The following is a 14,150-nucleotide window of genomic DNA, read 5'->3' as shown; positions in this document are numbered from 1 at the left end:
GGTTAATCACCGCAGTAAAGCAGGCGCAGATAAACGCAAAATGTCAAAAGCCGTTCATGTTTGTCATAATTGGCATTGGCCCGCATCTTATACTGGCAGCCGGCCCGCCGCGGAGTCCTAATCATGCCCCTGTTTTCGCCACGACCTGTACTGACCAGCGCCCGGGGCCGCCTGTTGATGTTCAACCTGCTGGTGGTCGCGGTTACCCTGATGGTCAGCGGGGTGGCCATTGTCGGCTTCCGGCACGCGGGCAATTTGCAAGAGCAAATGCAGGCCAGGACCCTGAGCGAAATGACCGGCAGCATGGAGCTGGCGCGGGACACATCCAATGTGGCCATCGCCGCCATCCGGCTCTCGCAGGTCGTGGGCTCGCTGGAGTATCAAAGCGAGTCGGCCCTGCTGCAGCAAACGCAGCTGGCGCTGCAATCCTCGCTGCGGCAATTGGCGCAATCTCCGCTGGCGGCCAGCGAACCGGCGCTGGTGGCGCGGATTACCCAGCGCAGCGGCGCGCTGGAAGACAGCGTCACCCGCCTGCTTGAATTGGGGCGCCAGCGGCACCTGCAGCGCAACCAACTGCTAAGCGAGTTGTATCAGTGCCAGATGTATCTGCACCAGATCGATACCATCGCCGCGCGGGAACATCGGTTGCAGGCGGGGACGGGCCTGCGGCGGGAAATCGATCGCCTGCTGAATATCGCCATCCAAACCCCCAGCCCCCGCGCCGCCCTCAACCAATTGGACCAGGTCATGGAAACCTGGGCCGATGCCGGCGACGCCACGCTGCTGGGGGATAAAATCACCCGTTTCATCCGCAGCCAGGGCAGCCTGGCGCCGCTGGCCCGGGAGTTATCCGGCAGCGATTTGGCCATCGCTTATTACGCTTACCACATCAAAGCCCTGGTCGGCATGCTTAACGGCGATATCAATTTATACGTCAAAAAAGTGGCGGGGGAATCGGAACAGCGTATTCGCCAGACCCATAAAGAGCTGTCGTCGATTATTTTCTTTATCGGTCTGTTTGCCCTGTTGTCGCTGGTCATCACTTTGTTTGCCGGCTGGTATATCTATCGTAATCTCGGTTCCAATTTATCGGTTATCGCCGACGCCATGTCCCGTTTGGCCAGAGGAGAACGCCAGGTCAGCGTGCCGGGATTGCAGCGGCGCGATGAGCTTGGCGATTTGGCGCGGGCGTTTAACGTTTTTGCCGGTAATACGGCGTCCCTGGAGCAAACTTCGCGGCTGCTAAAAGAGAAAAGCACCCAGTTGGAGAACACGTTTTTAGCCATGCGCGACGGCTTTGCCCTGTTCGACCGCCGTGGGCATCTGGTGGTATGGAACCCGCAATATCCGCTGCTGCTCGGGCTGGACGCCGCGCTGCTGTTTCGCGGCCAGCATTACCGTGAATTGCTGGCCGCGCTCGGCCGCAACCAGGCGCGGGTACCGGGATATGCGGACTGGGGGGAAGTGAGCGTTCAATTGCGTAATGCGCAGCCCCGCGCCCTGGAGATGCATCTGGCGGACGGACCTATCCTGGAACTGCGCTTTAGTCCGGTGCCCCGGCACGGCATGGTCAACGTGGTGCTTGACCGCTCCGAACGCAAAGCCCTGGAGCAGGCGCTGGCGCATAGCCAAAAGATGAAGGCGGTCGGGCAGCTTACCGGCGGGCTGGCCCACGATTTTAATAATCTACTGGCGGTGATTATCGGCAGCCTTGAATTATGCGGCGCCAACCCCGCCGCCGATGACGAACGGATTGCCCGCGCCCTGAAAGCCGCCGGGCGCGGCGCCCAGCTTACCCAGCGCCTGCTGGCTTTTTCCCGCAAGCAGGCGCTGCACCCCCAGGCGGTGCGGTTGGCCGGGCTGGTGGAGAACCTGCGCGAGCTGCTGCTTCATTCACTGCCGGTTAACCTGACCCTGGTTATTGACTCCCAACTACCCGGCTGGCCGGCCTGGATCGATATTAATCAGTTGGAAAACGCCATCATGAACCTGGTGGTCAACGCCCGCGACGCCATGGAAGGACGCGGCGGCGACATTATTATCCGCACCTATAACCAGCGGGTGGTGCGCACCGGCGGGCGCAAGCAGGATATGGTGGCCGTGGAGGTGATCGACAGCGGCTGCGGTATGTCCGATGAGGTTAAGTCGCAGGTGTTCGAGCCGTTCTTTACCACCAAATCCGTCGGCAGCGGCAATGGACTCGGGCTGTCCATGGTCTATGGCTTTATTCGCCAGTCCGGCGGACGGGTGCAAATCGACTCCGCCCCCGGCGCCGGCGCGCGGGTCCGCCTACAGTTACCGCGCGCTCCGGCGTTGGCGCCGCAGCCCGTCGTGCTGCCCGAACCCGATTTGTCCCCCAGCGAAGATTTACTGGTACTGGTGCTCGACGATCAGGAAGATGTGCGCAACACCCTATGCGAACAATTACACCAGTTGGGATATCTGACGCTGTCCACGGCGCAGGGCGCCGAGGCGCTCGCGTTATTGCGCCAGACGCCGGATATCAACCTGCTGGTCAGCGATCTCATGTTGCCGGGCGATCACAGCGGCGCCGACGTCATCCGCCTGGCCCGCAGCATCAATCCGGCATTGGGAACATTACTCATCAGCGGGCAGGATATCCGGCCAAATAGTGCCGGGCTGCCTGAGGATATCACGCTGCTGCGCAAGCCATTTACCCTGCAACAACTGGCCCAGGCGCTGAGGTTGGCGCGCGTCGCGGCGGTAAGACAGGATAAATAATGCCGGCGGCCCAACGGCAAAATAGTTCATGTAATTTACTCATTGTTCCATTAAAAACAACCCGGCAAATTAACTTTGCCGGGGCTTATTTGCCATAGGAAGAAAACAAGAATAGCGAAAGAAAAGCAAAATAAATCAGTAAATTAATTTGAAATCTCCGATCCGCGGCATCCGGTGGCAAAGTAAAGCCGGGTCGGACGGTTTTATTGGTCGTACCCATTTTGTAAATAATAGTGGATGATTCGCAGCAAAATAGTAGCACAGGCACTAATTATGTTCAGTTTTACTTATTATTAAATAATAAGTAAATTTAAAGTTATTATTATTTTAGGATTTATAAATGCTAAGGGTTAATTGCTTTTTTTGATTTTATAACGTGATTTTTTAATTAATCATATAATTAAAAAATTTGGATTGGATCACTATTCTTTCCGCGAAATTTGGGTTAGGTTATGATTTACCGCAAGTCATTGAGAATAATTATGGCAAACTCATCCGACAATAAATTGTCGTTATGGTCCCTGACGGCTTTGGTCGTAGGTTCTATGGTTGGCGCCGGTATTTTTTCCTTACCGGCAACTTTTGGTCGCGCAACCGGTGGCTTTGGCGCGTTAATTGCCTGGTGTATCGCCGGCGGCGGCATGTTAATGCTGGCGTTTGTTTTCCAGACCTTGGCCCAGCGAAAACCGGATCTTGATTCCGGCGTATTTATATATGCAAAAGAAGGATTTGGTAATTACCTGGGGTTTGCCGCCGCCTTGGGGTTCTGGGCGGGAACCTGTATTGGCAATGTTTCGTATTTCGTCTTGATCAAATCAACACTGGGGGCTTTTTTCCCTATTTTTGGCGACGGCAATACTATTCCGGCCGTGCTGGTGGCATCCGTGATTTTATGGGGTTTCCATGTATTGTTATTAAAAGGGGTAAAAGGGGCGGCATCAATAAATACCATTGCCACCTTCGCTAAAATCATCCCCATATTCTGTTTTATCATTTTGCTGTTATTTGCGTTTAAAAATGATGTGTTTGCCTTGAATTTCTGGGGCGCGCCCGATTTAGCGCGCGTGGGCGATTTAACCCATTTAAACGACTATGGCTACGTCGGCCATGCGGCTCTGGCGGTGGCGCCGGCGGCGGAACCGGAATCGCTCTTTTCGCAGGTGCGCAGCACTATGCTGGTCACAGTGTTCGTTTTCCTGGGAATAGAAGGGGCCAGCGTCTATTCCCGCTACGCCAGGCAGCGCAGCCATATCGGCATCGCCACGGTGCTCGGTTTTATCGGGGTGTTGTGCTTGTTGATCCTGGTAACCATGTTGTCCTATGGCGTAATGTTGCGCCCGGATCTGGCCGCGTTGCGCCAGCCTTCCATGGCTGGAGTGCTGGAAGCGGTGGTTGGCCGCTGGGGGGCGATATTTATCAGCGCCGGGCTGATTATTTCGGTGCTGGGCGCTTATCTCTCCTGGTCATTGCTTGCCGCCGAAGTACTCTATTCGGCGTCAAAAAGCCAAAGCATGCCCAAACTCTTCGCCCGGGAAAACCGCCAGGCGGTACCTTCTGCGGCGGTATGGCTGACCAATGTCACGATTCAGGTATTTCTTATCCTGACGTTATTTAGCGATTATGCTTTCCAATTAGCCCTTGAATTAACCAGTTCGTTAACGCTTATCCCGTATTTATTGGTAGCGGCTTATGCGCTGAAACTGGCATGGACCGGAGAGAGTTACGATACCGACTGGCGTGGGCATAAAAAAGACTTGATTTTTGCCGCCATCGCGACGTTTTATGCTTTGTTGATGTTATATGCCGGCGGATTAAAATACCTGCTGTTGTCCGCCATTATTTATGGACCAGGAACCATTCTTTATATTATGGCCAAGCGCGAGCAGAAGGCCGAGCTATTCAATAAATCTGAAAGGATATTATTTATTATCGTTATGATTGCGGCTATCGCAGCAATATGGAGTATCGCTACCGGTGTTATCACTATTTAAGTTACTGGAGCTATTATGACAAATAAACAACAACCTGCTGATTATGGCGTGCATTCAGAAGTAGGCAAATTGCGCAAGGTCTTGGTTTGCGCACCAGGGCGGGCCCATAATCGCCTGACGCCGAGTAATTGTGATGAATTATTATTTGACGATGTGCTGTGGGTTGAACGTGCCAAGCGGGATCATTTCGACTTTATCACTAAAATGCGCGAAGAGGGGGTCGACGTAGTCGAAATGCATAATCTGCTGGCCACCACCCTTGAAAATCCGCTGGCCAAGACCTGGCTGCTGGATCAGCAAATCGTGCCGAATGAAGTATCGCTGGGTATTCTCAAGGAAACCCGCAGTTTTCTCGACGGTTTGGCTCCGCGGGTGCTGGCTGAAATACTGATCGGCGGTCTTTCCACCAGCGAACTGGCGAAAGAAGGGCATTATGACAACGAAGAATTAAAACTGATCCGCGAAGCCGTGGGGATTACCGAGTATTTGCTGCCGCCGCTGCCGAATACGTTATATACCCGCGACACCACCTGCTGGATTTATGGCGGGGTGACGCTAAACCCGCTCTATTGGCCGGCCCGGCATGAAGAAACGCTGCTGACCGCCGCCATTTATAAATTCCACCCGGACTTCGCCCACGCCTCGTTTGACGTCTGGTATGGCGACCCGACCATTCATCATGGCACCGCCACCCTGGAAGGGGGCGACGTGATGCCGATCGGCAATAAAACCGTGCTGATCGGCATGAGCGAGCGTACTTCCCATCAGGCCATTACCCAATTGGCGGCGTCCCTGTTTGCCAAAAAACATTCCGGCGTCGAACGGGTGATGATTGCCGCCATGCCGAAGCTGCGCGCGGCAATGCATCTGGATACGGTTTTCACCTTCTGCGATCGGGATGTGGTGACGCTGTATCCCGCCATCGTCAATCAAATCCAGACCTTCTCCCTGCGTCCGGACGACGGCCCCGCCGGCATGAAACTCAGCCGCGATAACGGCACGTTCGTCGAGGCGGTGGCCGGCGCGCTGAACCTGGACAAGCTGCGCGTGGTCGAGACCGAAGGCAATGATTACGATACCGAACGCCAGCAATGGGACAGCGGCAATAATATGGTGGCTCTTTCCCCCGGCAAGGTCATGGCCTACGATCGCAATACAAAAACCAACACCCAACTGCGCAAACAGGGCGTTGAGGTCATTGAAATCGTCGGCAGCGAGCTGGGCCGCGGGCGCGGCGGCGGCCATTGCATGACCTGCCCGCTGATCCGCGATGCGGCGGAGTAATTCCGCCCGGCCCCGGCCGGCATAAGCCAACGCAATAAAACGGTGCGCCCCGGGCGGCGACAATATGCCGGTTCCCGTTCCTGCCCGGGATGAGCGCCTTTATAACCTTATCGCCGCCCAAGCGCGGCTTTCAGCGCACTTTGCGATATGTTGCAATCGGCGCCCTAAACCTGCGGCCCGCCTCCACAATCCCGCTTCCTTTCCCCCTTCTCACCGGAATTAAGTCGCGAACCCTAGGGTAAATGCACTAATCTTGATCGCTTGAGGCATTAAACGGGAGATTGACCTGCGCTCCCGGCATTAACGACAGGGCCGGACAGCCCTGCGTAAAAAAATGAGAGGTTTGTCATGCTGTACCGCCGTTTCGAAAGATTTATCAACGTATTTCAGGACGCACCGGCTGCGGCGCCGCCAAACAGTGTGCTGCCATTCTATCTGTATTATCTGCGCCAGGTCTGGCCGAGTTTTGCCGCCCTGCTGCTGGTTGGCCTGATCGGCTCGCTGATTGAAGTGGCGCTGTTCAGCTACCTGAGCCGTATTATCGACTTGACCAATACCACCCCCAGCGCCCTTTTTTTTAGCCGGCACGGGGGCGAACTGTTGTGGATGGTGGTGGTGACCCTGATATTGCGTCCCGTGTTTATCGGCCTGCATGACCTGCTGGTGCACCAGACCATCAGCCCTGGCATGACCAGCATGATCCGCTGGCAGAACCATAACTATGTGCTCAGGCAAAGCCTGAATTTTTTCCAGAACGACTTCGCCGGCCGTATCGCCCAGCGCATTATGCAGACCGGGAACTCCCTGCGCGATTCGCTGGTACAGGCGGTGGACGCGCTGTGGCACGTACTGATCTACGCCATTACCGCGCTGGTGCTGTTCGCCCAGGCCGATTGGCATTTGATGATCCCGCTGATTATCTGGATTGTCTGTTATATCGGCTGTCTCTACTATTTCGTCCCGCGGGTGAAAGCACGTTCGGCCGAGTCCTCCGAGGCGCGTTCCAAGCTTATGGGGTGCATTGTCGATGGGTATACCAATATCACCACCCTGAAGTTGTTCGCCCATACGGCGCTGGAGCAGCAGTATGCCCGTGACGCCATTACCGAACAAACCTATAAAACCCAGCTGGCCAGCCGCGTGGTCACCAGTATGGATGTGGCGATCACTACCCTGAATGGCCTGCTGGTTGTCGGCACCACCGGTTTGGCGCTCCGGCTGTGGACACAATCGCTGATCAGCGTGGGCGCCATTGCCCTGGCGACCGGGCTGGTGATCCGCATCGTCAATATGTCGGGCTGGATCATGTGGGTGGTGAACGGCATCTTTGAAAATATCGGCATGGTGCAGGATGGACTGAAAACCATCGCCCAGCCGGTCAGCGTTACCGATCGGCCGCAGGCGCGCGATTTGGCGGTGCGCCAAGGCAACATCCGCTTCGACAACGTGGATTTTAACTATGGCCAGGGGAGCCGGGTGATAACCGGCCTGAATCTGGACATCCGGCCCGGCGAGAAAATCGGGCTGATCGGGCCGTCCGGCGCCGGCAAGTCGACGCTGGTCAACCTGCTGCTGCGCCTCTACGATCTCGACGGGGGGCGGATACTGATCGACCAGCAGGATATCGCCCTGGTCAGCCAGGAAAGCCTGCGGGCGCAGATTGGCATGATTACCCAGGATACGTCGCTGCTGCATCGCTCGATTCGCGACAACCTGCTGTATGGCAAACCCGGCGCCAGCGATGCGGATTTGTGGCAGGCGATTCACCGCGCCCGCGCCGATGAATTTATTCCGCTGCTGTCCGACCCGCAGGGGCGCATCGGGCTGGATGCCCACGTGGGCGAACGCGGGGTCAAGCTTTCCGGCGGCCAGCGCCAGCGCATCGCCATTGCGCGGGTGCTGCTTAAGGACGCGCCGATCCTGATTATGGATGAAGCCACATCCGCGCTGGATTCGGAGGTCGAATCAGCCATTCAGGAGAGCCTGGAAGTACTGATGCGCGGCAAAACGGTGATTGCGATTGCCCATCGGCTGTCCACCATTATCAAAATGGACCGGCTGGTGGTGCTGGATCGGGGACGGATCGTGGAAATCGGCAGCCACGAGGAGCTGTTGGCGCGACAGGGGCTATATGCGCGGTTATGGCAATACCAGACCGGCGGTTTTGTCGGCGGGCAGTAGTAGCGTGGCCGGAAAACGCATCGCCGGCGCTTTGCGTTACCGGCGCTTGCCATCCAGGCACTTGCATTCCAGGCATGGAAAATCCGGTAAATAACGGCCTATGCCTGGCGGTAAGGCAATGATGCGCGCGCCTCTTCTGCCCAGGCGCGCACGCCGGCCCGCTCCTGTTCCAGGAAATCCGCCACCGCATGGTGCAGGCCTTCATGGCGCAGGTAGTGCCAGGACGAGGTCAGCTCCGGCTCAAAACCACGGATTAATTTGTGTTCCCCCTGGGCTCCGGCGTCGAAGCGCGCCAGCCCCTGGGCGATGGCATAGTCAATCCCCTGGTAGAAGCAGGTCTCGAAATGCAGCCGATCGAACTCCGCCAGACAGCCCCAATAACGGCCATAAAACGTATCGCCGCCCACCAGGCTAAAGGCCATGGCAACGGGCCGGCCGCGTTGGCTGGCCAGCACCACCCGGATAGCCTGCGGCATGCGCTCGGCCAACAGGCTGAAAAACGCCCGCGTCAAATAAGGCAATTGTCCGCGTACGGCATAAGTATTGGCATAACAGGCATAGATAAAATCCCATTGGGCTTCGCTGAGCGCTGCGCCTTCCAGCCACTCGAAGTCAATGCCTTGCCCGGCCACCTGCTCGCGCTCCTTGCGCATCTGCTTGCGTTTGCGCGATGTCAGCGTATCCAGGAAGTCCTGGAAATCCCGATAACCGCGATTATGCCAATGATACTGGCACCCCAGGCGCCGCAGCCAGTGCGGCTCGGCCGCCAGCAGACGGTCGTCGCGGGCATCGGTAAAGTTCACATGGGCGCCGGACAGCCCGTGCGCCGCAAGATGATCCGGCAGGCTTTGCAGCAACCGGCGCGCCGCCGCGTCGTCGCCCAATAGCCTGGCGCCGCCCACGGGGCTGAATGGCACCGCGCCGAGCCATTTGGGGTAATAGTCGATGCCCGCCCGCTCGCAGGCCTCGGCCCAGCCGTGGTCAAACACATACTCCCCGTAGGAGTGCCATTTACGGTAGCCGGGCATAGCGGCCAGGCAGCGGCCATCCTCCCGCCATAACAAATGCTCGGCTTGCCAGCCTGACCGGGCGCCAAGGCTGCCGCTGTCTTCCAGCGAGGAGAGAAAAGCATGGCGCAAAAAGGGCTGTCCGGCGGGGACCAGGGCATCCCACTCCTCGGCGGGTATACCGGCCAGGTGCGGCAGGGACGTTAAGGACATGGCGTTGTGCTCTCATTAAAGGCCCGAAAAAAGAGGTGAATATTCCCCCAGGCTCCATGATGGACATTACTCAATCAAGGAATATAAACCATACTAATATATATAAATAACGTTTATATGGATGAACAGTGTACAGGTTGTCAGCGCCATGAAATCAACATAACGGGCCACCCCCGCGGCTTTGCCGTTACCACTGACGGGTTCGCCGGATAATGACGGGAAAAAGGGGAAAATATGGGTTTTTTGGGATGGACCGCGGCCGTGGGCGGCCTGCTGCTGCTAATGTCGCTGGCCTCCGGCTGGATTCATCGCGGGCCGATTACTTCCTTTGGCATTTACCTGGTGGCGGGGATTATCTGCGGCCCCTGGGTGCTTAACCTGCTTCAGGTAGATATCACCGCCCATGCGGTGCTGATCGCCAAGGTGACCGAGATTGCCATGGCCGCCTCGCTGTTTATTACCGGCTTGAAGCTGCGGCTTCCTTTTGTGGATCGGGGCTGGCGGATGGGGCTGCGCCTGGCTTTTCCGGCGATGCTGCTTACCGTGGCCGGCGTAACCCTGGCGGCGCATTGGCTGGCCGGGTTCTCCTGGCCGCTGTCCCTGGCTTTCGGGGCGATCGTCGCGCCTACCGACCCGGTGCTGGCCAGCTTGATCTCGGTGAATGACGCCCGGGACGACGATAGCCTGCGGGTATCACTATCCAGCGAAGCGGGCATGAACGACGGCTCGGCTTTGCCCATATTGATGCTGGCCATGGCTTGGCTCACGGCACCGGAAAAGCTCTCATTTGCCATGCTGGGGCACTGGGCGTTGATCGATGTGGCCTGGGCGTTGCTGGGAGGGCTGGGGATCGGTTTTGGTTTGGGCCGGCTGGTGGGGCATTTGGCCACCCACCTTAAAAACTCCCAGCATGATACCGCACCCAATGATTTCCTGGCCCTGGCCCTGATTGCATTGAGCTATGCCGCCGCCCAAAGCCTGGATGCCTCGGGTTTTCTTGCCGCCTTCGCCGCCGGCGTCGGGCTGCGCCGCACCGAATTAGGGGTAATCACCCGCCATCCCCCCGAGGATGTTGCCGACGGCGATCGCGACGCGCCGGCGGAAGCCTTGGTGAACCCCAACCAGCGCCATACGCCGGGAGGCGAAGGTCCGGTCAGGTCCGTCGGTCTGGTGGTAAGCGATGCCTTATCCTTTGGCGACACCATGGAACGTATTTTCGCCGCCGGTATTGTTATTTTGCTGGGCGTAACCCTGGCGATGCATTGGCAGGTCATGGGGCTATTGCTGGCGGCGCTGCTATTTTTGGTGATTCGCCCGGTTTCGGTGTACCTGGCGACTATGGGCACCGGCGAATCGCGTTTGCACCGGCTAATGATCGGCTGGCTCGGTATTCGCGGCATTGGCAGCATCAACTATATCGCCTGGGCCTATACCCACGGTTTAGCGGGCCAAGACGCCACCCGCATGGCGGATATCGCCTTTACGCTTATCGTCGCCAGCGTGGTGGTTCACGGCGTATCGGTCTCGCCGCTGCTCAATTGGCGCCAGGCCAGGCAGGCCGCCGTGCAGGAGGATAACCAAAAGGAACATGATTAGTCTTCCCCCAGGGCCGGCTTCCCATAATGGCTACTATCATTTCTAACGCTATATCACTATTTTTTCAATAAAAATGCCGCCGCCGCTTTATCGACATTGCCAAACAGAATAAGATTAATCCTTATATTTGCCAATCGGAGATGGGGTATGTCACCAGAAAGCCTGGCCATTTGGGCAATCACCGGGCACCGCCAGATCCCTTCTCGTACCGCGCTGTTGGACGCCATGTTGCGGCATGGTGAAATCCTGTTACGCACGCATAAACATGTGCGCGGGCTGACCCCGCTGGCTGAAGGCGCGGACCGGATTTTTGCCGAGGCGCTCAGCCAGCTGGCTATTCCCTATCAGGTCCCTCTCCCGCTGAGCCAGGCTAATTATGCCAAGGATTTCCCGGCATCCCTTGATGAATTTCATCGCCATCTGGCTAAAGCCGAGCGCGTTTTCACTCTGCCGCGTTGCCCCTGGTTAACCGAAGAAGATGTAATTGAACAGGGTAATGGCCGCGATATGCAGTATTTAAGCGCGGGGGTTTACCTGGTAAACCAGTGTGATGTGCTGTTTTCCGCCTGGGATGGCAGGCCCCCCAGAGGATTGGGCGGCACGGCGCAAATCACGGCGCTTTTTCAGGATTTTACATCGTTAAAAACGTGGGTGACCGCAGAGCAATATCATTATTTCTTGCGGTTAGGGCAGCGTGATACCGCCCACGACAGGACGCTTATTAGCCTCGATATGGTATAAAATTAATGAATTTATTGAACAATGCGTTGAAAAAAACATTTGCGCTTCATACGTATTTTTTAAAAAAACGGGGCAACCAGCATTCTCATCACATTGGCCATTCCGGGGCGGACACCGTACTGCTAAAAGAACCGTGGCGTGAGCTGGCATGGCATGAGGAACAATCCGTCCATTACAGCAGTCTATTTCGCGGCGGAGTGCTGGTCAGTTACTTTCTTGGCTTTCTGGCCGTAGTATTCGCCGTTATTCCTATTTCAGGCTTGTTATCCGAGTCCGTATTACACCACTACGCTTTTATTTTCGTATTATTGGAGTTGGCGGCCATTATTTTTATCATGGCTATTTACCTTTCCGGCATGAATAATAAAAATAACCAGCAGGGGAAAGTGTTTTTTCAGAACTGGAAAGGCAATTGGCAGCTTCATCGCACTATTTGCGAAATTCTCCGCTATCAAGATGCCATTGCGTGGTTAAAACCAGATAACGTTATTAAGAAATACAATATTCCCGATTATGTTTTGCAATTACCCGCATCTCCGGCAACAGATATTTTTAGACATCTCGAAAATTTGGTGGATGACCAGGTGGGATACAACCAGAAACGCGCCCGCGAAAATCATTATATGCAGCATCGTCTGCATAATATCGCCAAATATAGCTTTGTCCTGACGCTGGTATGCTGCCTGGCCCACTTCTTGGTCCATTCCGCGCTGTTGTCCGCCCTATCGGCTATTCTGCCGGCCCTCGGTTCTTGCTGTCATGGCATTGCCTCTACCGCGGAGTACGAAAAAATTGGACAGCAATGTCAGCAAACGGGTTTACAGCTTGCCGACTTTAAACAGGGATTACACACCAATAAAGAACGGTTACTTTGCGACGATAGCGCTTTGCGTCTGGAAGTGAAGCAGTTTTTGGAGATTGTGCTCGATGATCGGGACAAATGGTACATTTTCACCAGCTCAAGCCAGTTGCCGCTGTGATTAGTGAATATGCTTGCGGATGCAGGCATCTGTCGACCCTTAAATAAAGAGACCCACATGCCTTCTCGCATTTTTATTAGCCACTCCTCCCGCGATCGGGATATGGCTTATCGCATGATCGCCGATTTGGAAAAACGCGGAATCCCCTGCTGGATAAGTTCGCGGGATATCGAGCCCGGGGATGATTACCAAAAATCCATTGTCGATGCGCTGGACGCCTCGCCGGCCATGGTGCTGTTATTTAGCGATCATGCCAATAACTCGAAAGAAATTCCGCGTGAAATGGCCATCGCCAGCGATAAAAACAAACCGGTGATCCCGGTGCGAATTGAAGATGTGGTGCCGAAACACGCCTTGGCGTATAGCCTGACCAACGCCCAGTTTCTCGATTTGTTCGCCAATTTCGACGAGACGATGAATCGGCTGGCGGACAAACTGCAACGCCAGATTGTGGCCAGCGAGCTTCAACTGGGCCAGCCGCCGTTCAGCGGACGACCGGACATCGCGGGTGGCCCTGCGGGCGTTACGCCGCCGCCGCGGGTAAAACCCTCCGCGGCCAAACCCCGCCCTGTTGAGCCAGCGACGCCGCAAACCGCATCCCAGGCAGTGGGTTCCCGCAAAAAAGTTTATGCCGGTCTGGGCGCCGTCGTCTTGCTGGCGGCGGTCGGCGGCGCTGCCCTCACGTTTAAGTCTCGCGATGATGCCCCCCCAACGGCCCATCAAACGACGACTTCCCCGATAGCGCCGCCGGCAGCGCCAACGCCCAAAGCTCCCGCTCCGCAAGCCGCTCCTGTCGCTGAAAACAGCGCCGGGCCGGTAGCCGCAAAACCGGTCGCCGAGACTAAAACCGACGATTCTCTGGGGGCGTTGGTAGATCGCGTACGACAGCTATCACCGGGCGATCGGGTAAATGCTCTCCAGTCGAGCCCTCTGCTGGACAGCGGGAAACTGAGTCCGGCGCAATTGACGTCGGGACTTAAAGGAGATGACCTCGCCTCGATCCTGCGAGGGACGGGGGATTCCTGGTACAGCGGCGTGGTGCTGCTGGCTCCGCATCTCGCGCCTGGGCAGGATACCAACTCCGTCACGACATTGTTGGGCGCCACCAGCGGCAATACCCGCGCCAGGGCGGTTGAGGCGCTGGCCGGCGTGCTGCCTGAAAAGCTGACGGTGGAAGACGGGCTGAAAATCCTCAACGGCACCGGTGATAGCCGCTTGTCCGCCGCGCAACTGCTGGCCCCGCATCTGCCGCATTTAAGCCAGAATGATGTCGATGCCATCACCGCGGGTATGGGCAATACGCAGCGCCGGACATTCCTGGCAACGGCCGGCCATTAATATTAAAAGCCAGGCCGTGGAGTACTCGTCCATGGCCTGGCTTTTTTCGCGCAATCCGGCGGTAGCCGTTTTTACCG

General features: G+C 56.6%; 9 protein-coding genes. 8 read left to right on the top strand and 1 reads right to left on the bottom strand.

Going from position 1 to position 14,150, the window contains the following annotated elements; all coding sequences use genetic code 11:
- Positions 1 to 123: 123 nt before the first annotated feature.
- The 4 genes from ACL2XP_RS25650 to ACL2XP_RS25635 all read left to right on the top strand — a co-directional run bounded on the left by ACL2XP_RS25650 (position 124) and on the right by ACL2XP_RS25635 (position 8,198).
- The gene (locus ACL2XP_RS25650; protein WP_413736250.1) at positions 124 to 2,742 is read left to right on the top strand and encodes an ATP-binding protein; all 2,619 of its coding nucleotides are present in this window, start codon (positions 124 to 126) and stop codon (positions 2,740 to 2,742) included.
- Positions 2,743 to 3,224: 482 nt separating this feature from the next.
- Positions 3,225 to 4,733, top strand: coding sequence for an amino acid permease (locus tag ACL2XP_RS25645; protein ID WP_413736249.1), 1,509 nt, complete (start codon positions 3,225 to 3,227; stop codon positions 4,731 to 4,733).
- A gap of 15 nt (positions 4,734 to 4,748) precedes the next feature.
- The gene (gene arcA / locus ACL2XP_RS25640) at positions 4,749 to 6,017 is read left to right on the top strand and encodes an arginine deiminase (protein ID WP_413736248.1); all 1,269 of its coding nucleotides are present in this window, start codon (positions 4,749 to 4,751) and stop codon (positions 6,015 to 6,017) included.
- 348 nt (positions 6,018 to 6,365) lie between these two features.
- The gene (locus ACL2XP_RS25635; protein ID WP_413736247.1) at positions 6,366 to 8,198 is read left to right on the top strand and encodes an ABC transporter ATP-binding protein; all 1,833 of its coding nucleotides are present in this window, start codon (positions 6,366 to 6,368) and stop codon (positions 8,196 to 8,198) included.
- Positions 8,199 to 8,296: 98 nt separating this feature from the next.
- Here the strand turns inward: ACL2XP_RS25635 and ACL2XP_RS25630 are convergent, their stop codons facing one another.
- Positions 8,297 to 9,418, bottom strand: coding sequence for a GNAT family N-acetyltransferase (locus ACL2XP_RS25630; RefSeq protein ID WP_413736246.1), 1,122 nt, complete (start codon positions 9,416 to 9,418; stop codon positions 8,297 to 8,299).
- Positions 9,419 to 9,652: 234 nt separating this feature from the next.
- Here ACL2XP_RS25630 and ACL2XP_RS25625 point away from each other — a divergent pair, with 234 nt between their 5' ends.
- The 4 genes from ACL2XP_RS25625 to ACL2XP_RS25610 all read left to right on the top strand — a co-directional run bounded on the left by ACL2XP_RS25625 (position 9,653) and on the right by ACL2XP_RS25610 (position 14,073).
- Positions 9,653 to 11,014 (top strand): cation:proton antiporter, encoded by a 1,362-nt coding sequence (locus ACL2XP_RS25625; RefSeq protein ID WP_413736245.1) that lies wholly within the window; start codon positions 9,653 to 9,655, stop codon positions 11,012 to 11,014.
- Between the two features lie 147 nt (positions 11,015 to 11,161).
- A complete protein-coding gene (locus tag ACL2XP_RS25620) occupies positions 11,162 to 11,755 on the top strand; it encodes a hypothetical protein (RefSeq protein ID WP_413736244.1) in 594 nt (197 codons plus the stop codon).
- A gap of 5 nt (positions 11,756 to 11,760) precedes the next feature.
- Entirely contained in the window at positions 11,761 to 12,735 is a 975-nt protein-coding gene (locus ACL2XP_RS25615) for a hypothetical protein (protein WP_413736243.1), read from the top strand.
- Between the two features lie 57 nt (positions 12,736 to 12,792).
- Positions 12,793 to 14,073 (top strand): toll/interleukin-1 receptor domain-containing protein, encoded by a 1,281-nt coding sequence (locus ACL2XP_RS25610; protein WP_413736242.1) that lies wholly within the window; start codon positions 12,793 to 12,795, stop codon positions 14,071 to 14,073.
- Positions 14,074 to 14,150 lie beyond the last annotated feature (77 nt).

The organism is Sodalis sp. RH21, from assembly GCF_047324175.1.
In the GTDB taxonomy this organism is placed as follows: domain Bacteria; phylum Pseudomonadota; class Gammaproteobacteria; order Enterobacterales; family Enterobacteriaceae; genus Acerihabitans.
The sequence above is the reverse complement of the archived record's forward strand: the minus strand, read 5'-3'. Positions and strand labels throughout refer to the sequence as shown.